Here is a 23,661-nt window from a genome sequence, read left to right as displayed (position 1 = left end):
GCGAGGGCTGACGGTCGGGTGACGTTGTCCGGGGCGGGCGATCACGCCATAATGGAGAATCCAACCGCGGCCTCTCCCCCAAGGCCGAGCGATTCTCAGGCCCTTTAGGAACTTCATGGCCAACGCCCTCGCCGCCGACCGCGGTCCCATCCACTCTCGAACGTTCGCGGCGTTGGCCAATCCAAACTATCGACGGTTTTATCTCGGCCAGGGAATCAGCCTGATCGGTACCTGGCTTCAGGGGGCGGCGATCAACTGGATCGTCTTCGAGAAAACGCACTCGGAGTCGATGCTCGGCATCGTCGGCGCGGCGGCCCTGCTTCCTGGCCTGGCCGTGGGGCTCATCGCGGGGGTGATCGCCGACCGGGTCGTCCCCCGGCGGATGATTTTGATCATGGAAGTTGCGCAGATGGTTCTGGCCTTTGCCGTCACCTTGCTGGTCGGCTTCGGCATCGTCCAGGTCTGGCATCTGATCGTGATCCTGATGCTCACCCGTGTTTGCGTGACGTTCGAGATGCCCAGCCGCCAGGTCTTTCTCTACGACGTGGTCGGTCGCGCTGACTTGAGCAACGCGATTGCGCTCAACTCCGGCCTCTTCAATGCCTCGCGAGTGATCGGGCCGGCGCTGGCAGGTGTCATCTATGCGGGGCTCGGCGCGACCGTCTGTTTCGCGTTGAATGGCGCCAGTTATATCGCCGCGATCGTCGCCGTGCTCATGATCAAGCTTCCCGATCGTCGCCGCCCGCAAGGGGCCAAGGGATTGGCGGAAGTGTTGGGAGGGTTTGCTTTCATCGCCAGCGATCGCAGGGTCATGGTCCTCTTCCTGCTCATGACCTTCTTCGGAATCGTGGGGATGGGCTATGACTCAATGATCCCGGCCTACGCCACGCGTGTTGTGGAGACGGACGTCCGGGGCTATAGCGTGCTCCTGGCGTGCAGTGGGGTCGGTGCCACGGTCGGAGCGCTCTGGATGGCCTCGTTCAGTACGGTCGAGAGCAAGGAGTGGCTCGTGCTGGTCGGGCTGCTCCTCTTCGCCGTCTCGCTGGCGGCCTCCGCCTGGTTCCCTCCGCTGGCAGGGCTGGTCGCGTACCCTACCACGCGTTTGGTCACGGCCTCTGTCTGTCTGTTCGGAGTGGGATTTGGCGCTGTCTTGTTCTATGCATCGACGCAGACAATGATCCAGAACGCGCTCCCCGACCACCTGCGGGGGCGGGTGATGGCGATCTGGATCATTGCCTACTCGGGTTCCGTCCCGCTCGGTTCGCTCTGGACCGGCTACGTCGCGAGCCGTTTCGGGGTGACGTACGCCATGACCGTCTCGTCTTCCATTTGCGCGGCGGTCGGTTTGGTCGGGGGCGTTGCCTGGCTCCTGGTCAAGCCCGCGGAATCTTCGCTCCACCGCGCTCATCACGAGCCTGGTTGACGCGATCGCCGCCCACGACGTTCCGGTTCAATGCGATGGTTCCACCGTTTTCGCAGCTCGGTTGACGGCATCAATGATGTCTTCTTCCACCTTTTCCGACCACACGGTGGGATGGCCGTAATAGACCATCGAGGTGGCCCCTTCATATCCCCCCTCCTTGAGCACTCGGAGCGAGGGAATGTAGGCGCAGACGTCGTTGCAGTACGACGAAACCCAGGTATGGGAAGAGCCGAGGTTGCGCTTGATCCGCAACGAGTAGTCGACGACGACTTCGCCGCCCAGGAAGATCCAGGTCAATCCGCCGAGCCGCCAGGCCTGGACGGGATACGGATAGCTCGCTGGCAACTGGCCCTTTGCATCCAGAGCCTGAAGTAGCGACTTGGCGCGGTTTGCGATCGCGAGCGTCGTCGACTTCGCCTCCTTCTCGATCTCCGCGCGCGTCGGCATCGTGCCGAAGCCGAGATCGATTTCGGAGTAGGATGCCTTCAACGGGGTCGTGATCGGTTCCATCGGCGATTCAAGGACGCGCTGCACGCTCTTGGCGAGTTGCTCTCCATATCCCTGGGCGAGCTCGACAGTGCGGCGAGGGAGCGGATTCTGGTCGGCCCCGCAGCCGGCGACGAACATCGCTTGCGCTCCGGGATGATTCTTCTCGACGGCGAGTTGGGCAAAACCGGCGTAGTCCCCGCAGAACTTGTTGAAGGAGAGGACCGTGCAGTGGCAGGCGTAGCCGAAGACGATGGCCTTCGTCTTGCCGTCGGCTCCTTGGACGCGCAGGACCGGGACGTCGTGATCAACTGGGCCTTCGAGTGCGAGGCGATCGCGGAGCTCAGGGACCTGTGGCTCCTTGTTGTTGCGTCGATTGACCGCAAAATCGGCTTTTCCCGTGCCCCAGGCCAGCTTCGCCGGCGCGAGGTTCTTCACGGCCTGGGCGGTGGCATTGACGATCGAGTCCGCGAGGAATTTGGCATAGTCGAGCACGACCTTGCGCTGGGCCTCGTCCAGCGGATACATGCCGATCAGATTATCCCCTACGACGGGGCCGGAATGCGTGTGCGAGCAAGAAAGGACGACATGGTCGCGGTCGATTCCGAGCTCTGACTTGAGGCGGTCGCGAATCTTCAAGGAGAGCTCGCGCCCGATCCCGCAGAGGTCGAGAGTTACCAACGCGGCTTTTCGGCCCGACTCATCTTCGAGGACCAGGGCCTTGGCCCAGAGGTCATGGATGGTTCCTTCCGACGGCTTGGTTCGGCTTCCGTACCCGGCCATCCAGGTTGGCTGCTTGGGCGTGATGGCCACACTTGCCGCCCCTGCTCTCGTGCTTTCGGCCGCTTCGGCGTGGTGTTGGCTTGCCAGCGCAGACACGATCACCAGCGAGACGGCGACGATTTTTCGGACCACAGACCTATCCATCAACGGTTCTCCCACGCCACAAGGCCTCGAATCGATGCGTTCGTCTCCGTGGCGGTGTGCCGAGGGTACTCGGAGAGCAAACTCCCGACAAGGTTCTGGAGCCTGAAACCATCGAGGCATTTGCGTGGCCTGCCGTCACAGTCCTGAAGGGCTGGCCCCACTCACCTGCGTTGACTGCTTGCTCGAGGTCCATGGTGGCGCGTGGCCAGGCTGCGGGCAAAGCTTCGTCGAACCAGTTGTGAAGTTATCATCAAATCGCGATCGATTCGCGGTGAGGATCGAATCCTGCCCTACTGGGGATCGTTGGACCCTCGATCACATCAGGGCCGTTCACGACCCCGTCGAGAAAAAGTGGGTACGACGGGGCATGAACCCTACGGGAAAGTCAGGTTATTGCTGGCCGGGCATTACGGATGCCTGGGTCTTCATGTCCTTGGCCGCAGGAGGTTATCCCCCTGCCAGGTTTGTCAGGATGGAGAGGTACGGGAGGAAGATGGCCAGGATGATGAAGAAGACGATGCCGCCGAGAATGACCATAAGGATCGGTTGCACTAGCTGGCCCATGTTCTTGACCATGTAGGCCACCTGCTCGTCGTAGTCGTCGGCCAGGCGGTCGAGGCTCTCGGGAAGTTTGCCTGTCTCTTCGCCAGAGTCGATGATCGCGATGACGTCGACGGAAAATCGACGTGAGGCGTCGAGCGACGCGGTGAGGGTATCGCCGCTCAGAACGGCACCCCGAGCGCCTCGGACCGCTTCACGGAACGGATCGAGTTGCAGGACGCCGGCCGTCAGATCGAGTGATGTACCGACGTCGACCCCGGAACCGAGTAAGACGGAGAGCGTTCGCGCGAACCGACTGGTGTCGATCTTTTTCAGAAGGAGTCCGAGGACTGGAATATAGAGGGCGATCCGGTCCATCAGAGCCTTGCCGGCCTTGGTTTGATAGAGCTTGATCAGCGCGATCGGGCCCCCGATCATGACCAAGGGCATCATCCACCAGCCCGACGATCCCACGAATGCGCTAAAGGCCATCAGGATCCGGCTAGGGAGGGGGAGTTGGGCGCCACGTGCCACATCCTTGAGCATGGCGATGAACTGCGGAAGCAAGAAGATCGTGATCAGGGCGACCACACCCGAGGCGATGACCAAGACCGCGATCGGATAGATCATCGCCGAGCGGGCCTGGCGGATCAGGCTCTGGCGGGCTTCGTAGTGCCTCGAGAGGCGATGGAGCGTTTCAGGGATACCCCCGCGCATCTCGGCGACTTTGATCAGGCTGACGAACAGGGAGTCGAACACCTGTGGCTCGCGGGAAACCGCTTCGGTGAGACTGTCCCCTTGGCGGATCGCCAGTCGGATCCGGCTAATCACCGGTCCGAGCGCTGTCCGCGCGAACTGGGTTTCCAGGCTTGAAAGAGTTTTCAGAAGGTCGACACCCGCGTCCAGATAGGCCGCGAACTGGCGACAGAAACGGGCGAGTTGGCCAGAGCTGACACGACCGAAGAGGATCCGCTCCCAGAGCCCGGGGGCCGAGGGCATCGGCTCGCGTTCACTCGCCGTGGTGGGGGGCGTAGTCGACTTGGTGCCGTTCGCCCCTTTCTTCGGGTTGGGGCGAAACGTCGACGGTTCGAGGCCATCATCAGGCTTCGCGGCGGCTTTTTTGGTTGCCGACGGCGGAGACTTGGGATGGCGCCTGGGCATTTGATCTTGCGGGTCTTGGCTCATCGAAGGGCACTCCCCGCCAGGACGCCATCCCCGCTGGGTGGGCAACGAACCGGCATTTCGGGAATTCGACATCGGCCTCAAGCCCCTATTATCAAGGCTGGTGTCGTCGTTTTCAATCCAACGACACCGGTTCCTCGACTTTTGTCGGAGAGGCCGGGGCCTCTCCGACAAGAAATGGGGCGGAACGCTCGATGTTCTGTGACGTTAGCTCTTGATAATGTCGCGAACGGTGCCACCGGACGGAATCATCGGAAGCACGTGTTCCTGGTAGGGGACGAGCACGTCGAGGACATAGGGCCCAGGATGAGCGATCATCTCTTTCAGGGCGTCGATGACCTCCGACTTATGGCGGATCTGCCGCGACTTGACGCCGAACCCCTTGGCGATCGCCACGAAGTCGGGGTAAGTCACCTCGGGGAGACTGCCTTCCCCTTCGCCGGTGGCCTCGGGATGCTCGATCGGACCGAGGTAGGTGTGAGCGCGGTTGCCGGCGTGGAACCGGTCTTCCCACTGCACGACCATGCCCAGGTGCTGATTGTTGAGCACGATCACCTTGACCGGCAGGCTCTCGCAGTAGACGGTCGCGAGTTCCTGAATGTTCATCAGGAAGCTGCCGTCGCCGTCGATATCGACAACCAAGGCGTCGGGATGAGCGGCCTGAGCCCCCATCGCGGCGGCGAGACCGAAACCCATCGAGCCCAGGCCCCCGGAGGTGATCCAGGTACGCGGGGCCGTGAATCGGGTCCACTGGGCGGCCCACATTTGGTGCTGGCCGACACCGGTCGCCATGATGAAATCGCCCTTGGCGATATTCGAGAACTGATCGATGACGTACTGGGGCATGATCGCATCATCCCGCTGGTCGTAGGTCATCGGATCGCTGGCCCGCCAGGCATCGAGCTGCTGGTGCCACTCGCGCCAGTCCCCCGGCTCGACCGAGGGGGTGATTGCCTGCAGGAACGACTTGACGTCGCTATTGATCGCGATGTGTGCGGTCTTGTTCTTGTTGATCTCCGAGGCGTCGATATCGACGTGGACGATCCGGCCGTGCTTGGCAAACTCGCTGAGCTTGCCGGTCACCCGGTCGTCGAACCGGACGCCCAGGGCCAGCAGCAAATCGGCGTCGTTGATCGCGAGATTGGCGTAAACGGTCCCGTGCATGCCAAGCATGTTGAGCGAGAGATAATGCTCATTGGGGATCGAGCCCAGCCCCTGGAGCGTCATCGTGACGGGGATGCCCGCCTTGATGGCGAACTCGCGAAGCTCCTCGGCAGCGTTGGAGGCGATCACTCCGCCACCGCAATAAATGATTGGCCTACGGCTCCCCTTGAGCGCGGCGAGGACTTCCTGAATCTTCACGGCCGAGGGGGCCGGAGGGAGACGATAGCCAGGCAAATCCATGGCGACGTCGTAGTTCGGGTTGGCGACGATCGTGTTCTGAATGTCCTTCGGGATATCGATCAGGACCGGACCGGGACGTCCCGTGGAGGCGATGTGAAACGCCTCTTTGACGATCCGAGCAATGTCCTTCGCGTTCTGGACGAGGTAGTGGTGCTTGGTGATTGCACGGCAGACCTCAACCATCGGCGTTTCTTGGAACGCGTCGCTGCCGATCGCATGGCTGGGAACCTGCCCGGTGATCGCCACAAGCGGGAGCGAATCCATCTTGGCGTCGGCCAGGCCGGTCACGAGGTTGAGCGCTCCGGGGCCCGAGGTGGCCATGACGACGCCGGGCTTGCCAGTGGTCCGGGCATAACCCTCGGCTGCGAAGATGCCCCCTTGCTCGTGCCGCGGCAAGATCGTGCGGATCTTATCCCGTTGGCGAGTAAGCGCCTGGTGCATCGGCATGCTCGCTCCGCCGGGATAGGCGAAGATGACATCCACCTCGTGGCGCACGAGAGACTCGACCAGGACATCGGCTCCGGTCATTGGTTGACGGTTGGTCGCGGTCTGGCGGTCGTCGATAGTGGCCACGTCAATCCTCTTGTTTGGACTTAAGGAGTCCAGCTCTTTTCGGGGGAAACTCGCGTACAATGATCTTAATTCATCGTACGACCAGGGACAACCCACCCTGATCTCGGAACCGATTCCGGTTTGCTGGACACGCTCTACTGCTTCGGAGTTCGCTCTCAAATGCCGAGTTACGCCCTGGTCACAGGCGCTTCATCCGGGCTGGGGCGGGAATTGGTTCGCCAGCTCGTGCTCGACCGAGGCATGACCGTGCTGGCGACCGCCCGCCGCCTCGACCGGCTGGAGAGCCTCGCCCAAGAACTTCCTCCCGGCCAGGTTGAGATTCTCGCGGGCGACCTCGCCGATCCCGGCTTCCGTGACCGACTCTGGGAGCGGGCCGAGCAGTTTCCGGGCGGGGTCGATCTCCTCGTCAATAATGCCGGCCTGGGTCATTATCACGAGTTCGCCGACCAGGACCCCAAAATCATTCGCCAGATCATCGAAGTCAACCTGCTCGCTCTCATCGACCTCACGCAAAAAGGGGTCCGTTCCATGAGAGCGAGAGGGACGGGGCAAATCCTGGAAATCTCGTCCGTCCTGGGCTCGATCGGACTCCCCTATTCGGCGGCTTACGTCGCAAGCAAGCATGCGGTCAACGGTCTGGTGAAAAGCCTGCGTTACGAGCTGCGGGGGACTGGGGTCCGGGTCTGGGCGGCCTGCCCGGGGCAGACCGAGAGCGAGTTCTTCCAGGTCGCTCTCGGCGAGGGCGAGTCGCGGGGTCCGCTTCCCAAGGGAACGTCGACCGAAAAAGTGGTTCGGGCGATCGTCCGGGGAATTGACCGGCGAAAAGCGTTCCTGATTCCGTCCGCCGCCGCCTGGTGGACCGTGACCCTGGCTCACTGGCTCCCAGGCCCGTTCGACTGGTTGATGGCACGCTGGTCGCCCCGCTTCTTCGGAGCCCAGATCGAAAGAGCACGCTCGGGAACCCGTTAGATCATGGGCTCCTTGAGCGACCGCACGAAGTGGTTTCCCTTGCCCTTGGCCTTGAGCTGGAGCGCCAGCGCTTCCGCGTCGGCCTTGTTGGGATAGTCGAAGGTCTTGACCGTTCGCCCACCGATGTCGCAGACCGCCCAGACGACCCGCATACGCATTTGCAGTTCAGGCTTTGCCCGACGTTCCGTCGGCTCGGACCGCCGCTTTGTTTCGGAAGGCGTATTGAGACCGAGGGCCTCGGCGGCCTCCGCGTGGGCGCGGAGTTCGTGTCGGTTCAGGGGTCGTCCCATGGAAAATCAAGGCCTCAAGTCAAGATCGATCGTTCTGCGAATTTCACCGGGGACGCCTGTCCTCCCGGGGCTTCGGACTGCGTTGTCCGAGAGCTTTTACCATGAAATCACAGATTGGCCACATCCCAGCCTAGGTGGTTCGTCAAGTGGCGAGCCCCGCGGGCTTTGGCTGATCGGCTTGCGCTGGAACGGAAGCTTCGCACCGATTCGTGTCGCCGTCGAGCTAGCCAGGCTACGAATCCGATCGTGCGGTGAGCGGGCCGGGGAGGCGATAGAGGATGGACGTCTCGGAAGGGGCAAAGCCGAGCGATTGGTAGAGTTCCAGGGCGGGGGTGTTGGTCGCCCGGGTCTGGAGCGCGACGCTCGAGATCATCTCGCCACGTGAGCGGCGGAGGATCTCGGCCACGAGATGCCGGCCGTATCCCTTGCGGCGATGTTCGGGGTCGACGCCCATGGCGATCAGGCCCAATCGGAGCCCATTCTCGCGGCGCCCGAACCAGCTCATATCCCAGGTCGTGGCTCGCGCGAGCACGCGATCGTCGGCCTTGGCGAGGAGTTGAAAAGAGGTCGGCCGATAATTGCCGATCGCGACCGCCTCCCACCAATTGTCGGGCAGAGAATCGTCCTCGACTTCGACCCGGGCCATGCGGCGGATCAGCGGCGACCTCGGTTCACGGATCTCCGGTCGGTGGAGATCGGCCTCCATCAACACGGTGCCGCTCACCGGTTCGTAGCCCGCGCGGAGGATCGCCCTGAGAAAGCCGTGGTGGGTCGAAAGGATTCCCGCGTATTCGCTTCCGCCGTAGATTCCCCAGTAGAACGGATTCAGCGGGAACTGTCCCCCCGCGTAGATCACTTTCGCTCCGTGGCCGCGGAGATACCGCTCGGCGGCGAGGACCAGGTTGGTCTCGAGCTCCACGTCCTCGGAGCCGGGTTCGACGACCAGCATCGCAATCGTGCCGATCTCAAAATTCAGACGGTTCGGAGGACCGACCGGCTCGTCGGGCCCGAACCCTGCGTGGGCGAAGCCGAGGATTCGACCGTCCCGCTCAGCCACGATCAGACCCTTGGCGTCGAAGTTCAGCTTCGAGACGACATGGGAATCGAATTCGTGGCCGCTCAAGGGACCGGCGGCTCCCAGATTGGGGATTCCCCGATTCCAGAGGTCCGCCAGCGCGGGCGAGTCGCCGTTTCGGAACGAGCGAAAATTCGTCACCGGGTTCAATTGCGGTAAGAGGGCCGGATCGCGATGGGAGGATGAATGTCGTCCTCCGCGAAAGGGGGAACCACGATCAGGGAACGGAGACCAAGACATCTTCGCCTTCAACTTTGACTTCGTAAACCGTCTGCTTCAGCTTGGAACCCAGTGGAGTCTTCCCGGTGCAGACGTCGAACTGCCAGCCGTGCCAGGGGCAAGTGACGAGGGTCCCCTCCAGCGGGCCATCGGCGAGTGGCCCCCCTTGGTGAGGGCAAATCCCGTCGATTGCAGTGATCTTGCCGTCTACGTTAAATAGGGCGTAAATCCGTCCGTCGTGTTCGACTTCCTTGGACATTCCGGGAGGCAACTCGCTCAATTCCGCCATTTTGACGAGTTCAGGCATTCCCAATGGCTCCACAATCGGTTCAGCGAACCACGGTTGGACGGTTCGACCGGACGTCCGCCGTCATCTCATCACCTTGGCTTTGCTCAATAATGGCTAGTCTAGCACAGCCGTCAACCTTTTGGGAACGACAGCGACGACATGAGGCTTGTCGCCCGGCTAAACTCCAAGCATGCGGTGATTGCTCGAGAACGCTCCAGGAGTGGCCATGGGGGACGACTCGATTTACGACCTGATCGTGGTGGGTGGAGGCATGGGAGGCCTGGCCACGGCCGCCCTGGTGCAACGATTTGGTCTCCGCGTCGCCTTGCTCGAAGCGCACACCAAGCTTGGGGGCTGCGCTGGCTATTTTGGGCGAGAGTGCTTCACATTCGATGCCGGCGCAACCGCCCTGATGGGTCTGAACCCAGGTGAGCCGATCGGCGATCTCCTGACGACTTTGGGCGTCGATCTGCCGACCGCATCCACGCCCGGTTATCGAGTCCACCTGCCCGACCGATCCTTCGAGCTTGGCACCGAACCAGGACAGTTCGAGCGCGAGTCTTCGTCAGTCTTTCCCGATCATCCGCGAGCGGGGCGGGCGTTCTGGCGGTTACAGGAGGCGGTCGGGGGCACGCTCTTCCGGGCGGCCGGTCAGATCCCTCGGATGCCGGTCGCGAGGGTCGCCGACCTGTGGCACGACCTCCGGATCCTTGGACTTTCCGGGGTCCTTGCGGGGACCCTTGCCTTCATGACCGTTCAGGACGTTTTGAGGCTCTTCCGGCTCGACCGCGACCGCTCGTTTCGGAGCTTGATCGCGATGTTGCTCCAGGACACGGCCCAGGCGGGACCGGAATCCGTCCCGTTCGCCAATGCCGCGGCCTGCCTGCAGGCCTACCGACTGGGCCTGAGACGACCTCTCGGGGGGATGAAACGACTTGTCGAGGGGATCGGGCATCGTCTTGGCGAACTCGGTGGCGATCTCCGGACCGCCTGTCTCGTCGATGCGATCGATCGGCAAGGTCCGGGCGAGTTTGCCGTCGTCACCAGGCGTCGGGAACGACTACGAACGCGGCAAGTGGCCATGAATCTCCCGCTCGACATTGCGGCGAGGCTGTTGGGTCGTCCTCTCACCGGAAGTTTGGGCCGAAGCGAGCGGCAGTCTCGCCCCGCCTGGAGCGCCTTCACCGGTTATCTCGCGATCGCCAGAGAGCGGATTCCCGACGATTCGCCTCTCTTTCATCACGTCTTGCAGTCGTACGACGCCCCGACCCACGATGGCAACAATGTGCTGATCTCGCTTTCGGCGCCCGACGACGAAGGTTATGGTCCGTCGGACGTTCGCGTTGCGACGCTTTCCACCCATACCGAGCCGGTGAGCTGGACCTCACTCGATCGCGCGGCCTACGCCGCGAAGAAGGCCGACTATCGCCGTCGGCTCCTCGGTGCGCTCGAAACGGCTCTGCCAGGCGCTTCGGGCGCGCTTGTCCATGAAGAGTTCGCGACGCCCCGCAGTTTTGCCCGATACACGCGGCGATCCGAGGGGGCCGTTGGCGGGGCTCCTATGTCGCGTTGGAATAGCAACTTCCTGTCCGTTGGTTCCGACCTCCTCGGCCCCGGTCTCTGGGTCGTGGGCGACTCGGTTTTTCCAGGCCAGGGAACGATGGCGACCGTGCTGTCCGCGATCCGGGTCGTGGAGCGTATCACGGGGATCCGTTGGGAGAAGTCGAGATCCCAGTACGGCGGCGGAAAGAGTGATTCGTTGGGCCAATCCGAAAGAACGGAAATTCGGCGTCGAGGGGGCTGAGGATTCGGAACTGCTCCCTCCTTGAATTTCGGCCTTATGTCGCCTTACTTGTTTTTATGTCAGGATGACACCTGATTCACTTTGCTGGAGATCCTTGACGATGCTTGATGCCTTGGTCATTGCGCCGCACCCGGATGATGCCGAGCTCGGTATGGGAGGAACCATCGTTCGTCTGCTCGATCAAGGGTGGAAGGTCGGAATTCTCGACCTGACCAGTGGAGAGCCCACACCGCTGGGAAGCGTCGAGCGCCGGCAGCAGGAGACGGCCGCGGCGACCCTGGCGTTGAAGAACCCTTGGCGGAGGAACCTCGGTCTACCCAACCGCAGTCTCGAGCCGACCCTGGCCCATCGCCGTACGCTGGCGGCTCTCTTCCGCGAGGTTCGGCCGCGGATCTTGTTCGCCCCCTACTGGGAAGACGCCCACCCCGACCACACCGCCGCAACCCAACTCGTCGAAGGGGCCCGGTTCTGGAGCAAGCTCTCGAAGTCCGATATCCCAGGAACTCCGTTCCACCCCTCGCGGATCTTCTATTACTTTAGCGTTCATCTGCGGATCGTTGAACGACCGACCTTCATGGTCGACATCAGCGACCAACTCGAGGAGAAGCTCAACGCGCTGCGTTGCTATCGCTCGCAACTGGTGGACAACCAGCCGGAGGGCGCTCCTGGCGTGATCGATTCCGTCCGCGATCGCTCGCGGTTCTGGGGACACACCGTGGGGGTCGCGCATGCGGAACCGTTTGCGAGCCGGGAGCCGATCGGGCTATCCAGCTTGGAGCATCTTTTGCTCTGAGCTCTCGGGCACTGACCTCGGTGGCAGGCTGACGACGCCTTGAGAGTGTGACCGAGTTTCGTTCAAGTCGATCCCAGACCGAGTGATCCGGTCGCTGAGGACCGGACTCGGTCCGTGGTCAACTTCTCCGCGCAACGGGGGCGGAATGCGAGCCACCCGCCAGCCCCGGTTGGAGGACTCTTCTCGCTCTCAGGTGCGGTTTCCGCGGATTCGGCCGCGCCGCTCGTTCACTTCGGTAGTTCGGCTTCGATGGCTTGGAGCGTTGCCAGATGCGTCTGGTCTTGACGGAATGTTTTCGTCTTCTCATGAAACGATGCCAGGTTCTTGGTGCAGACCAGCGTCTGCGGTGATCCTCGCCGATCAGTGACCACATCGAGGTCGCAGTGGGCATTCCTGATTATGGTTTCGAGATGACTGCGGCGGTCCTGTCTGACCCTGAATCGGTGGACCGACTCGTGTGGATCCTCAAGAAATAGTTTCAGTTCGGCACAGTCGGCACAGACGCAGGCGATCTTGGCCGCGCGGCGAAACGTCCTCGGTGGCGCCGGCTGCTTTGCCGTGAGGGTTTCGAGTCGCTCCCGGCATGAGACCAGCCAATTGTTCAGCGGGGCGCAGGACGACTTGAGATTCTTCACGAGCCAGGGGCGAAGGCTCGTCAACGCTGCCTTTTGCGTGGTTGTCAGTGGATATCGTTTCGGCGTTGCCAGGATGTGCTTCACAACGTCTGAAAGCAAGGCGGTCTGATCGGCAAGAATCAGTGAACGCACCAATCCGGCGAGCACTACCGCCCGGTCCACGTCCCGCGAACGCCAATCTTGTTTGGTAGGCTCGCGATCGATTCGCTTCAAGGCCGCCACAAATGTCTTCGCGAGAATGGTGCAGAGATTGCCCCATCCCGGCTTCTTCCCGGATTTGGATGAACAGATTTGTTCGAGCAATCTTACGTTGCGTGCCAGCGACTGGCTGGACGTGGATTCCAAGGCGGCCTGAAGGTCGTCCTGAAAGGTTGCCCAGCCGTACTTTCCGCAAATCGTTGCGGCTGAATTGCCGAACTCGAGAGTCACATCCTGGGTCAGGAGATTTCGGAAGAAGCCGCTGATCAACTCCGGTGCGCCAAGTTCTCCCAGAGCGTTCAAGAGATCCGGCGGTTTGGACTCGCCGGGGTACGACCAGCCAAATTCTTGTTCCGGCCAAGTTGTGAAGATGGCTTTGGCAAGCTCGAGGCATTGGGACTTGAGAGCTTTGGATTCGCCAGGCTTGGATCGCTTCAGAAGCGTGACCATTCGCTCCAATTCAAGGACGCCGTTCCTGCCATTGCCGTTGCAGAGGATTTCGAAATGGCGTCGCTCGGGCCAAAGAACGATCGAAGCATGTCGGTACCAGTGATCCATGGTCATGCCGGCGTTGCCCGTGTAGCCCTCGAACTCCTCCTCGGGCTCGACATCCCTGAGCGCCTCGGTATCAAGTTCAAGAAGCTCGTCTTCCTCGACCCGCAGCTCACCAATCGGGAGCGGATTGCCGTCGCTGTCGCTCCATGACTTCGCTGTCAGTTCCGTCTCGAAAACCTCTCCCATTTCATAATCGTCGGCGTTGCCGTTGCCATACCCACCGTATCCTCCCCACCTCCCCGAGTAGCGGCCACCGTTGCCGCTCTCCTCGGCTGCGCCTGATTCGTGGAGCGTCAGCAACGCCAGGTAAGCCTTACAACCCGCCTGCCGCGCGGCCTCGTTGAGAATTTTCGCCCTGGTGCGATCGACGCCTTTGAGCGCATTCCATGTGAGCCCTGCTTCGGTGTACTGGTGGTTGAGCGTGATCACCAGCTTCCGGGCTGTGTCGTCCGCCGCCCAATCCTGGAGCAACTTGCCGATCCGCGCGACGTGTTCCGACTCCCGAGGCGCGGTGATCGATTTCTTCGATTTCGCGAGTGTCAGGTTGTAGACCAGGGCAAGGCGATAGCCCTTTCGGAGCGGACGCACCTCGTGCTCACAATCGGCGTAGAATGCGGCGAAGTGGATGTCGAAAGGGTTGTCATCGGGCTTTCGAAAATCAATCGTCTCTTCGCGGCCGTCGTGACGGACCACCAGTTCGCCCCCCTCAAAGGTTGAAGGGAGCGCGATGATTAGTGTTGCGACCATCCGATTGAGCTTTTCGCCGTCACGATGCGGTAAGAAAAAGCTCTTGGGCTCATAGAGCAAGAGGTCGTAGAGGTGACTTTCGAGCTTCTGTTTCTCCAACCCGAGTGCTTCCTGAACCTTGCTGACCGTCGTCGCGATGAATCGGTTCCATTCGGGATTGGTCAACGTGAAGTGGTCCGGCTCCAGCCGCCAGACGCGCCGAACGCTCCGATCGACGAGGGTCTTCTCGCCCTTGCCGTATGGAGCCTGGTGGCAATGTTCGATCAGCTCCTTCGCCTGCTTGGGGGCGAGCGGCAACCCGATCGGACCCAGACCTTTAATCTCCAACCCTGGCAAAACGGCGGGCGAGCTACCGCTGAAGTAGAACGAGCCGGGGCGGTCGATCTCGTTCAACGCTTCGCTCAGTCGTTCGCGAACTGTCTTGCTCACAGTGTTCTCCCGACCATGGTCGTGAGGCTGTTGGACAGGCTCTGTTCAACAGGACATCATCAATTCAGATGGGATCAAGTATGCGAACCCGTCGCCCTTCAACCTGGAGTCGGCCGGAGGCGTAGAGTGCGATCGCCTCGGGAAGCGCCTGACACTCAGCTTCGAAGACGCGAGCCGCGAGGCGTTCCGGCGTATCGTCGTTCAGGACCGGGACGGTTTGCTGGAGGATGATCGGCCCCGTGTCGTACGTCATGTCGGCGAAGTGAACGGTGCAGCCGGAGACCTTGGCCCCTGCCTCGATCACGGCCTGGTGGACCGAGCGACCGTGGAACCCTTTGCCGCAGAAGGCGGGGATCAACGAGGGATGGATGTTGATCACCCGGCCGGTGTAGTCGGGCGGGATTTCCACGAGCGATAGGAATCCGGCGAGGACGACCAGGTCGGCCTTGGCCTGGCGGATTGGGTCGAACACCGAGGCGCTGAAGGTCGCGAGCGATTGGGACTTTCCCCGTGTGGCCAGGACGACGGGGATTTGTGCGGCCTCGGCCCGCGCAATCGCTCCGATCCTGGGACGGCTCGCGATCACCTGGCTGATCGTCGCGTTGAGCTTGCCGGCCCGAATCAGGTCGATCAAGTTCTGGAGGGACAGCCCGCCCCCCGAGACGCATACGGCCAGGCGGATCGGGGGACTTGTGATCGGCAGGTTGCGGGGAAAATCGGCCATCACCAAGTGATCCAGGGACTTATCAAGACAAAAAGGAGTGACTCTGTCGAGATCCGAGACTGCGCCAAGTTTTCGACAGAAACGAAGGCTTCGTCATTATGAGCGGAGGTCTGAGGAATGCAAAGGCATGTGGGAAAATCCGAGGTGAGCGAAAACATTATTTTGAGTACCTCGTGCCGTCGCTTTGGAGAGAACTTGCGAAGTTTCGGTATGGCACCTGCTACACTCAAAAATGGATCTCGCCTCACATTCCTTTGAGGAGACTAGACGATGAGCCAGGCGGACAGACCTTCAGGTTCGAGCGTCGTGGCGGTCTATCCTGATCATGCTTCGGCGGAGCGGGCGGTGCGCCGGTTGCACCAGGGAGGGTTCGCGATGAGCGACCTCTCGATCGTGGGACGCGACTTTCAGGTGAGCGAGGAGCCGATCGGCTTCGTCAACACGGGGGATTTCGCGGCGGCCGGCGCGGGGACGGGAGCCTGGGTCGGCGGCCTCTTCGGGCTCTTGGTCGGGGCGGCGTTCTTGATCCTGCCGGGTGTGGGCCCGGTGGTTGTAGCAGGGCCTCTCGCCGCAGCTCTGCTGGGCGGGGTGGAGGGGGCGCTTGCGGGAGCAGCGATTGGAGCGTTGGGGGGCGCACTGATCGGCTGGGGCGTTCCCAAGGACCAAGCGCTCAAGTTTGAAACCCAGGTCAAGGCGGGAAAGTTCCTCGTCGTCGCTCGAGGCACCGCCGAGGCGATCGACAAGGCCAAGGAGCTCCTGGCTCCGGAAGCTCCCGAGCAAGTCGACGTTTTTGAACCCACTTCCGCCTGAGCTCCGTTCCAGCGAGACGGAAGCAGGGTGGGGTTTCAACGACCCACCCTGCGATCGCCATTACATTAGCGGAGCGGATTGATGACGAGTCCGCTGAGCAACTTGGGATAGAAATAGGTGCTCTTGGGGGGCATCTTCTCGAGATTCGACGCGATTGACTCGACGTGCTCCATGCCCGCGGGGGGGACGAGGCAGGCCAGGTCACATCCGCCTGCGTTCAGGTCGGCCGTGACCTCCTCGAGCAGGTGCACGTAGCGGCAGACGGCGGGCTCGGCCGGCTTCAAGAGGGCCTTGAGCACGAGTTCGTGAAGAATGCTCACCCCTAGCGATCGCCACTCGGCGCTGTGGTCGGGGGCGAGAGTGTCCATCATCGCGTCGGAACGGAGCTGGGCGAGCAACCAGCGGCCGTCGGCCCGCGTGCCGAAGGCGAGCACATCCTGATCGCCTCCCATGGCGATCTCTTCCCAGGCGGCGCGGCAACCGGCTTCGCCTTCACCCGCGATCCGAACATCAAACTCGGGGGCGAGTCGTTCGATGAGCGCTTCGGACGTGAGGCCCGGGAAGCCGGAGACGAGCCGGTGGGTCGGGAGGATCAGCAGCCCCGGATCGCTCATGCCGACCAGCATCATCATGCAGAAGTTGGCCGGGTCGTTGGGGCCCGTCAATTCGCCCGCGGCGGCCAGGTCGTCCCGGAACTTCACACCGGTCTCGTAGCGGTGATGGCCGTCAGCGATGAAGATCGGCTTCGCGGCCATCAGGCCCTGGACCAACGTGTGAACTTGCGGGTCGAGGACCGGCCAGAGCTGGTTCTGCACACCCAGGTGATCGGTCGCCTCGAGAGGGGTACGGTCGCGAATGCCCGCTTCAGCAGCACGAAGGACGTCAGCTTCCGCGTCGGGGTAGAGGCCGAAGATCGGGCTCAGGTTGTACTTGGTCGCGTTGAAGAGGGCGAGCCGGTCGGCCTTCGGACCGGAAAGCGTCTGCTCGTGTGGGTAGATCTTCCCCTCGCCAAACGCTTCGAGGCGGACACGGGCCAGGAATCCCTTGCGCGTGTGGGTTTGTCCCTCGATCTCGAACGTCTGATGGTAGACGTAGAGCGCGGGGTGGTCGTCTTGCCGGAGGATTCCGTCTCGGTTCCACTCCCGGAGGGAGCGGGCCGCTCGGGTGTAACGGTTCTCAGTGGCGTTGTCGTCCGGTTCTTCGCGGTTTAGCTCGAGCCGAACGATGTTGTGCGGGCTCGCTTGGTAGAGCCGCTCCTGGAGCGCCGCGTCGATCACATCATAGGGAGGAGCGACCACGTCGGACATCGCCCCGACTCGAGCGATGTCGTAGCGGACGCCCCGGAACGGTTGAATCTCGGGCATCGGGTAGGTTCCCACCGGTGAGGATTCTGGCCCCGCCAGCGTTCAAGGATAAAAGGGTCAACAAGGGTCCAAGGCGTCTGAAGGACAACTTCCTGGATCGTTTCGGGCCGGCCGTCCCGGAATGAGGACGGCCGGCCCAGCGAGTCTCGATGGCGTTCGTGCGTGGAGACGCGGGGAGATCAGGTCCCCATTTCCCAGCTGTTGAGGTACTTGCGCTGTTCTTCGGTCAGGGTATCGATCGCGATTCCCATCGTCTGAAGCTTCAAGGCGGCGACCCACTGGTCGACGGCCTTGGGGACGTTGTAGACGGCGTTCTTGAGTTCGCCCTTCTGCTTGATCGACCATTCGGTCGCCAGCGCCTGGGTGGCGAAGCTCATGTCCATGACACTCGCCGGGTGTCCGTGGGCGGCGGCCAGGTTAATCAAGCGGCCTTCGCCGAGGACGTAGAGCTTCCGACCGTCGCCGAGCACATATTCGTCGACGAACTCACGGACCTTCTTCTTGGTCGTCGTCGCCATTTTCGCCAGTGAGTCGAGTGCCAGCTCGACGTTGAAGTGGCCCGAGTTGCAGATCATGGCGCCATCCTTCATCAGCGCGAAGTGCTCTTCGCGGATGACGTGGATGTTGCCGGTGACCGTGATGAACAGGTCACCGGTGGTCGCCGCCTTGGTGATCTCCATGACCTCGAAACCGTCCATCGCGGCTTCAAGACCACGAACCGGGTTGACCTCGGTTACGATGACGTGAGCACCGAGCCCCTTGGCCCGTGAGGCGACTCCCTTGCCACACCAGCCGTAGCCGCAAACGACGACCCGGCGGCCCGCCAGGAGCATGTCGGTCGCGCGGATCACGCCGTCGAGCGTGCTCTGACCGGTCCCGTAGCGATTGTCGAAGAAGTGCTTGGTCTCGGCGTCGTTGACGGCGATGACCGGCAGCTTCAGAACGCCGTCCTTTTCCATGGCGCGGAGCCGGATCACTCCGGTAGTCGTCTCTTCCATGCTCGCGACGACGTTTTCAACAAGGCCCGTTCGCTCGGCGGCGGAGAGGGTCTTCGCCCAGGCCTTGAGCTCGGGGTGGAGGTCGTCAAGCCGATTCAGGGCGATGAAGATCATCGCGCTGACCAGGTCGGCTCCGTCGTCCATGGTCACATTCGGGCTGTGCTTGAGCGCGGCGGCGATGTGTCGGTAGTAACTCGACTCGTCCTCACCCTTGATCGCATAGACCGGGATGTTGAAGTCTTGCACCAGGCTCGCCGCGACGTCGTCCTGCGTCGAGAGGGGGTTCGAGGCGACCAGGACCAGGTCCGCGCCACCGGCGACCAGCGTTCGCGCCAGGTTGGCGGTCTCGGCAGTCACATGCAAGCATGCCGACATTTTCATGCCCGCCAGGGGCTTCTCGGCTTCAAACCGCTCACGAATCGCGCGGAGGACGGGCATGTCCCGCTCCGCCCAATTGATTCGCTCGAGGCCAAGGGCCGCCAGCGCAAGATCCTTCACATCTCCGGGAACAACGGTCGCCAAGGGAGCGCCTTCTTTGAGAACCATGAAAAAAAGTGTTCACGTTCTAGTGAACCCTGTTTGAAACAGGCTGAAACAAACGTCTCCCTCGTCAATCCACGATTTTCGAGGAGAGATTTTTCGGTGTGATGTCCGGCCTCGAAGTCCCGGAGCCTAGGCCTTTGCCGGCACGAAGCGGAGCTCGACGCCTGACGTTGTGGCTCGCACTCAAGCGATCCCAAAAAAAAATGTACGGGCCGGCTCTGCTCACTCAGATCGCCGAGTGGAGCAGCCTCAAGGTCTTCTGCCGCTCCCAGTCCATCCAATCGAAAGGCCCAGGAGCGGGGCGATCCACGGCGGGTGGTCGCTCGATCAGGTGAGAAATCACGATCCCGTGCGCCCGGGCCTGGGTCGGAGCCAACGGAGTTGCGCTGTGAACCAGGGCTTCAAACCGCGCCCAGTCCTCACTCGACATCGCAACCCGCAACGCCTTACTCGTCCACTCGCCCGGCAACCGGGGATGGAGCGGTCGCAAGCCCCGTTCTTGATTGGGCTGCCGCCGCCGCCCTCGCCGATCTTTCTCCATGCCGACCTCCCTGAAACCGTCTCACAGAGGAGACCGTTCATTCCACTTCGTCAGGGATGATAAGACACGCGTACGTGTGTGTCAAGAGCGATGCAATTACGGCTTGACCGAATCGAAACCTCAGCGCAGCCCGTGCAATGGCGAGGACTGGTTCCAGTCGACCCGAGACGTGCGCGGCACGCACCGTTCCGTTCCGATCCGCTTCCCGGGGGATTCCATTCCATTCAGGAACGGACGGCGCGCTCGCAGTCCCAGTTGGAAGTCAATTCGGCGATTCAGACGCAGATCTCCGCGACTTCAGCAACGAATTTGCGCCCCGTCACTTGAGCACGTCTAGGTGGCGGCAGATCGGGCGGCTCGAATGAAGGAAACCACGCGGAGTGGGTCTTTCTGGCCTGGGGCCGACTCGACTCCGGACGCCACGTCGACCATCCAGGGGCGGACCCGGGCGACTCGCTCGGCGACATTCTCAGGGGTCAGGCCGCCGGCCAGAATGAGGCGGGGCAGGGGAGGGAGCAGGGGGAAGAGATGGTCCGCGATCGCCTGGCCGGTCCCGCCGTCACGACCGGGGACGAACGCATCGACGAGAACTTCGTCCGGAACCCGTCCCAAGTCTTCGGCCCTGCGCAAGTAGGCCACCATCGCCGCGACCGCCTCGGCACTTCCGATCCGGAAGGCGCGAACGAGTCGGAGATGGCTGAGCGTGAGGAGGTCTTCGGGGGGTTCTTGTCCATGGAGCTGGACAATCCCGATTCGGGTTCGATCGGCCAGGGCCGCCACTTCGTCGGGAGGCCGGTCGACGAACAGCCCGACCACTTCGGTCGGGCTTGGTAAGGCGGCCACGATTTCGGCCGCCAGCGCAGGGTCGACACGGCGGGGTGACGCGGGGTGGAAATTGAGTCCGACCCAGTCAGCGCCCGCCGTGGCACAAGCCAAGGCTTGGGCTATGCTCGTCAGCCCGCACACCTTGATTCGAACGGTAGGATGGGACACGCGCTCAGGAAACCCCAAGCTTCTCGAGCGAAGCCTTGAACTTCGACTCGGTGTTGACCCCAACCAGCCGGTCCACTTCCTTGCCGCCGTGGAAAATCAAGACGGTCGGGATCGCCGAGATTCGCAGACCACCGGGGGTCTCCTGATTCTCGTCGGTGTTCATTTTGCCGATCTTGACTTTGCCTTCGAACTCTCCCGCGAGCTTTTCGATCGTCGGAGCGAGCATTCGGCAGGGACCGCACCAGGGAGCCCAGAAGTCGACAATCACGGGGATTTCCGAGTCTAAAACGTCCGACTTCCAGTTCGCGTCGGTGAAATCCAGCACATTCGCGGCCATTGGTATCGCCTCGTTCCTCGATCGAACGTCAAGAGCGGTGGTCGACGGACTTGACAGGGCTGTTGGCAGCGTAAATAGGTCCGTCGCTCGTCGGTAGACATTATAAGATTGCCTGAGCGCGAGTCAACCAGCCGGATCGACCCGCGGCCGGCCGGCTCGCCTGGCCTTATCGGGCCGAGCGGCGGGTGTTGGCGATGTCTTCTTCAGCCAGGTAGAGGACCCGCCCGCACGTCTTGCAGAAGCTGAGCGAGTTGTTATTGATCAGCTCGTTCATCATCTGCGCCGTGATCGAGACGAAACAACCCGAGCAGGCGTGATTCTCGATGAACGCCATGGCGTCGGAACCGTGCTGCTTGACGGTCCGGCGGTAGCGTTCGCGGAGGTCCTCGGGAATGATCGCCTCGGCGCCGACGATCGCGGCCACGAGCTCCTCGAGTCGCGCCGTCTGGTCCGCGGCCTGCGACTCGATTTCGGACTGGAACTCGGCGACCTGTCCCTCGAACTTCTTGAATTCGGATTCCTCGGTCACGAGCGCGGCCGCTTGATCGTCGATCCGCATCATGTCTTCGAGCATTTCGCCTTCGAGCTTCTCGATGGCGGCCTTGTCGTTGGCGATCTGATTCTGGATCGCCTTGTACTCTTCGTTCTTCTTGACTAGGTTGAGCTTGGCCTTGAGGTCATCGATCTTGGATTGGTGTGCCTGGAGCGAGTGCTCACGCTTTTTGAGCTGGACCTTGGAATCTTGAACGGCCTTGCGGGATGCTTCGAGAGCGGTCTTGCGAATCACGAGCGCCGCCTGGCGCGCGGCGAGCGTCTTGGGACCCGAGGTCATCCGGTCGCGAAGTGCCTTGGCTCGCTGGTGGAGCTGGTGGAGCTCACGGAGATTCTCGGCGGTGGCAGCCATCGTATCGTCTCCATCGGGTCGGTGCGGACGCGCGGTCAAGTCAGTCGTCAGAAGTGGCCAATCAATCTCCAGATGCCTGAGAACGGAGTTCTTCCCGGCGTCCCTTTTGATTGCGGCGTTCGATCGACGGATGCCGGTCGGGGTTCTTGAGCCGTTGCAATTCGGGCCGTAAGGCCAACAAAAAACCGCCGGTCGCTCGAAGGCGACCGGCGGTCGTGAAGTCCGGTGTCAACCGGTGCTCTCGAGGAAACCCTCGAGTTGCCGGCTGCGAACAGGATGTTGCAGCTTGCGGACGGCCTTGGCTTCGATTTGCCGCACCCGCTCGCGGGTGACTTTGAAGATCCGGCCCACCTCTTCCAAGGTATAGGTGTAGCCGTCTCCCAGGCCGTAACGCAGTTTGATGATCTCGCGTTCTCGATAGGTCAGGGTTTTGAGGACCTGATCAATCTTCTCTTTGAGCATTTCCTGGGTGGCGGCGTTGATCGGGCTCTCAGCAGCCTCGTCCTCGATGAAGTCACCGAAGTAGCTGTCTTCGCTCTCGCCGACCGGCCGATCGAGCGAGATCGGGTGGCGAGAGATCTTCATCACCCGCCGTGTCTCTTCGATCGAGATATTGGCGGCCTTGGCGGTCTCTTCGATGGTCGGTTCGCGCCCCTTCTCCTGGAGCAGTTTCTTCGAGACGTTGCGCAGCTTCGACATCGTCTCGATCATGTGGACCGGGATCCGGATCGTCCGGGCCTGGTCAGCGATGGCGCGAGTGATCGCCTGACGAATCCACCAGGTGGCATACGTGCTGAACTTGTAGCCTCGGCGATACTCGTACTTGTCGACGGCCCGCATCAGGCCGGTGTTCCCCTCCTGGATGAGGTCGAGGAAGGAGAGGCCGCGGTTGCGATACTTCTTGGCGATCGAGACGACCAGCCGAAGGTTACCGCCGGAGAGTTCGCGCTTGGCCTGCTCGTACTCTTTGAACCGAGAGTTCATCGCCTCGACCCGATTGCGCAAGCTTTTCGGGGTTTCGAGGGTGATCCGCATCAGGTCCTTGAGTTCCTTCTGCAGGTTGGAGCGGTCTTCCTTGCCTCCACGTCCTGCGCGGTAGTCCTGAAGCTGGACCACCAACTCACCCATCCGCGCGGCGACCTGCTCGAGCCGCTTCATGAGCGGCTGGACCTTCTGGGTCCGGATCGAGAGTTCTTCGACCAGGTTGACGGCCTTGCGGCGGCGGCTCTTGAGCTCGACCATCAACGCGCGACGCGCCGACTTGTCGCGTTCACGGATGAACGAGCGGAAGTCGCGGTTGTTGCATTCCATCAGGTGCGCGAGCGTCACCAGGTTATGCGGCATCCGGCCGAGAATCTGGTCTTTCTCGAGATTCTCGGTCACCGACACCTTGACCGTGCGATCGAACGGGAGGTCCCCCTCGTTGACCTTCTTGAGCACGTCGACGACCAAGGCCAGCGCGAAGTGGCACTCGAGGACCTTGCGGCGGAACCGCTTGCGGGTGATCTCGATCTTCTTGGCGAGGTTGATTTCCTGGTCGCGCGTCAGGAGCGGGATCTCACCCATCTGGGTGAGGTACATCCGGACCGGATCATCAATCCGCCGCGAGATCTCGTCAAGGTCTTCGGGCGTCAGTTCGCCGTCATCATCGTCGCTCGGCTCGTCAACCAGTTCATCGGGTTCATCATCGGAGTCGCCCGAGGCCTGAAGGCGTGATTCCGCCTCGTCCTCGTTAATCAGCTCAATCCCCATCTCGTCGAGCGATTCGAGCAAGCCGTGGATCTTATCCGGGCTACTGGCCTCATCTGGCAAGTAGTCGTTCACCTGATCGAACGTCAGGAACCCTCGGCGTTTGCCCAAATCGAGGAGCGTCTTGAGGCCCTCGTCCAGCTTTTCCATCCAATAACCT

General features: G+C 61.9%; 20 protein-coding genes. 5 read left to right on the top strand and 15 right to left on the bottom strand.

Features of this window, described 5'->3' with window-relative positions:
• Positions 1-115: 115 nt before the first annotated feature.
• A complete protein-coding gene (locus tag V5E97_RS36485; RefSeq protein WP_406696456.1) occupies positions 116-1,423 on the top strand; it encodes an MFS transporter in 1,308 nt (435 codons plus the stop codon).
• A gap of 27 nt (positions 1,424-1,450) precedes the next feature.
• Here the strand turns inward: V5E97_RS36485 and V5E97_RS36480 are convergent, their stop codons facing one another.
• From V5E97_RS36480 to ilvB, 3 genes are all read right to left on the bottom strand, one after another.
• A complete protein-coding gene (locus tag V5E97_RS36480) occupies positions 1,451-2,836 on the bottom strand; it encodes a neutral/alkaline non-lysosomal ceramidase N-terminal domain-containing protein (protein WP_406696455.1) in 1,386 nt (461 codons plus the stop codon).
• A gap of 447 nt (positions 2,837-3,283) precedes the next feature.
• Positions 3,284-4,561 carry a type II secretion system F family protein gene (locus V5E97_RS36475; RefSeq protein ID WP_406696454.1) on the bottom strand — a complete coding sequence of 426 codons (1,278 nt, stop codon included), beginning with the start codon at positions 4,559-4,561 and terminating at the stop codon, positions 3,284-3,286.
• A gap of 204 nt (positions 4,562-4,765) precedes the next feature.
• The gene (gene ilvB / locus V5E97_RS36470; RefSeq protein WP_406696453.1) at positions 4,766-6,535 is read right to left on the bottom strand and encodes a biosynthetic-type acetolactate synthase large subunit; all 1,770 of its coding nucleotides are present in this window, start codon (positions 6,533-6,535) and stop codon (positions 4,766-4,768) included.
• Between the two features lie 159 nt (positions 6,536-6,694).
• Here ilvB and V5E97_RS36465 point away from each other — a divergent pair, with 159 nt between their 5' ends.
• A complete protein-coding gene (locus V5E97_RS36465; protein WP_406696452.1) occupies positions 6,695-7,504 on the top strand; it encodes an SDR family NAD(P)-dependent oxidoreductase in 810 nt (269 codons plus the stop codon).
• Here the strand turns inward: V5E97_RS36465 and V5E97_RS36460 are convergent.
• From V5E97_RS36460 to V5E97_RS36450, 3 genes are all read right to left on the bottom strand, one after another.
• Positions 7,501-7,794, bottom strand: a complete 294-nt coding sequence (locus V5E97_RS36460; RefSeq protein ID WP_406696451.1) for a hypothetical protein — start codon at positions 7,792-7,794, stop codon at positions 7,501-7,503. The genes V5E97_RS36465 and V5E97_RS36460 overlap by 4 nt on opposite strands.
• Positions 7,795-8,026: 232 nt before the next feature.
• Entirely contained in the window at positions 8,027-9,010 is a 984-nt protein-coding gene (locus V5E97_RS36455) for a GNAT family N-acetyltransferase (RefSeq protein ID WP_406696450.1), read from the bottom strand.
• A 76-nt stretch (positions 9,011-9,086) separates the two neighbouring features.
• Positions 9,087-9,395 carry a Rieske (2Fe-2S) protein gene (locus tag V5E97_RS36450; protein WP_406696449.1) on the bottom strand — a complete coding sequence of 103 codons (309 nt, stop codon included), beginning with the start codon at positions 9,393-9,395 and terminating at the stop codon, positions 9,087-9,089.
• Positions 9,396-9,603: 208 nt separating this feature from the next.
• Here V5E97_RS36450 and V5E97_RS36445 point away from each other — a divergent pair, with 208 nt between their 5' ends.
• Both V5E97_RS36445 and bshB1 read left to right on the top strand, forming a co-directional pair.
• On the top strand, positions 9,604-11,181 hold the full coding sequence (locus V5E97_RS36445; RefSeq protein WP_406696448.1) for a phytoene desaturase family protein: 1,578 nt from the start codon (positions 9,604-9,606) through the stop codon (positions 11,179-11,181).
• A gap of 100 nt (positions 11,182-11,281) precedes the next feature.
• A complete protein-coding gene (bshB1, locus tag V5E97_RS36440; RefSeq protein WP_406696447.1) occupies positions 11,282-11,974 on the top strand; it encodes a bacillithiol biosynthesis deacetylase BshB1 in 693 nt (230 codons plus the stop codon).
• A 227-nt stretch (positions 11,975-12,201) separates the two neighbouring features.
• Here bshB1 and V5E97_RS36435 read toward each other — a convergent pair whose 3' ends face one another.
• Positions 12,202-14,538: a 2OG-Fe(II) oxygenase gene (locus V5E97_RS36435; protein ID WP_406696446.1), complete on the bottom strand. Its 2,337-nt coding sequence runs from the start codon at positions 14,536-14,538 to the stop codon at positions 12,202-12,204.
• 64 nt (positions 14,539-14,602) lie between these two features.
• Positions 14,603-15,262 (bottom strand): phosphoribosylglycinamide formyltransferase, encoded by a 660-nt coding sequence (gene purN / locus V5E97_RS36430; RefSeq protein WP_406696445.1) that lies wholly within the window; start codon positions 15,260-15,262, stop codon positions 14,603-14,605.
• 270 nt (positions 15,263-15,532) lie between these two features.
• Here purN and V5E97_RS36425 point away from each other — a divergent pair, with 270 nt between their 5' ends.
• Positions 15,533-16,072 carry a general stress protein gene (locus V5E97_RS36425; protein WP_406696444.1) on the top strand — a complete coding sequence of 180 codons (540 nt, stop codon included), beginning with the start codon at positions 15,533-15,535 and terminating at the stop codon, positions 16,070-16,072.
• A gap of 65 nt (positions 16,073-16,137) precedes the next feature.
• On the opposite strand, the gene V5E97_RS36420 is transcribed toward V5E97_RS36425, so the two are convergent.
• The 7 genes from V5E97_RS36420 to rpoD form a co-directional block, all read right to left on the bottom strand.
• Positions 16,138-17,436 carry a DUF1015 domain-containing protein gene (locus V5E97_RS36420; RefSeq protein WP_406696443.1) on the bottom strand — a complete coding sequence of 433 codons (1,299 nt, stop codon included), beginning with the start codon at positions 17,434-17,436 and terminating at the stop codon, positions 16,138-16,140.
• A gap of 179 nt (positions 17,437-17,615) precedes the next feature.
• Positions 17,616-18,980: an adenosylhomocysteinase gene (gene ahcY / locus V5E97_RS36415; protein WP_406696442.1), complete on the bottom strand. Its 1,365-nt coding sequence runs from the start codon at positions 18,978-18,980 to the stop codon at positions 17,616-17,618.
• A gap of 223 nt (positions 18,981-19,203) precedes the next feature.
• On the bottom strand, positions 19,204-19,518 hold the full coding sequence (locus tag V5E97_RS36410) for a hypothetical protein (protein WP_406696441.1): 315 nt from the start codon (positions 19,516-19,518) through the stop codon (positions 19,204-19,206).
• A 333-nt stretch (positions 19,519-19,851) separates the two neighbouring features.
• Positions 19,852-20,511 carry a phosphoribosylanthranilate isomerase gene (locus tag V5E97_RS36405; protein ID WP_406696440.1) on the bottom strand — a complete coding sequence of 220 codons (660 nt, stop codon included), beginning with the start codon at positions 20,509-20,511 and terminating at the stop codon, positions 19,852-19,854.
• 4 nt (positions 20,512-20,515) lie between these two features.
• Entirely contained in the window at positions 20,516-20,848 is a 333-nt protein-coding gene (trxA, locus tag V5E97_RS36400; RefSeq protein WP_074314999.1) for a thioredoxin, read from the bottom strand.
• Positions 20,849-21,014: 166 nt separating this feature from the next.
• On the bottom strand, positions 21,015-21,752 hold the full coding sequence (locus V5E97_RS36395) for a zinc ribbon domain-containing protein (protein WP_406696439.1): 738 nt from the start codon (positions 21,750-21,752) through the stop codon (positions 21,015-21,017).
• Between the two features lie 228 nt (positions 21,753-21,980).
• A complete protein-coding gene (gene rpoD, locus V5E97_RS36390) occupies positions 21,981-23,651 on the bottom strand; it encodes an RNA polymerase sigma factor RpoD (protein ID WP_406696438.1) in 1,671 nt (556 codons plus the stop codon).
• Positions 23,652-23,661 lie beyond the last annotated feature (10 nt).

The sequence above is a fragment of the Singulisphaera photorubra genome (assembly GCF_045290345.1).
Taxonomy (GTDB): domain Bacteria; phylum Planctomycetota; class Planctomycetia; order Isosphaerales; family Isosphaeraceae; genus Singulisphaera.
Note: the sequence above shows the minus strand (reverse complement) of the source record. Positions and strands in the feature narration are given on the sequence as shown.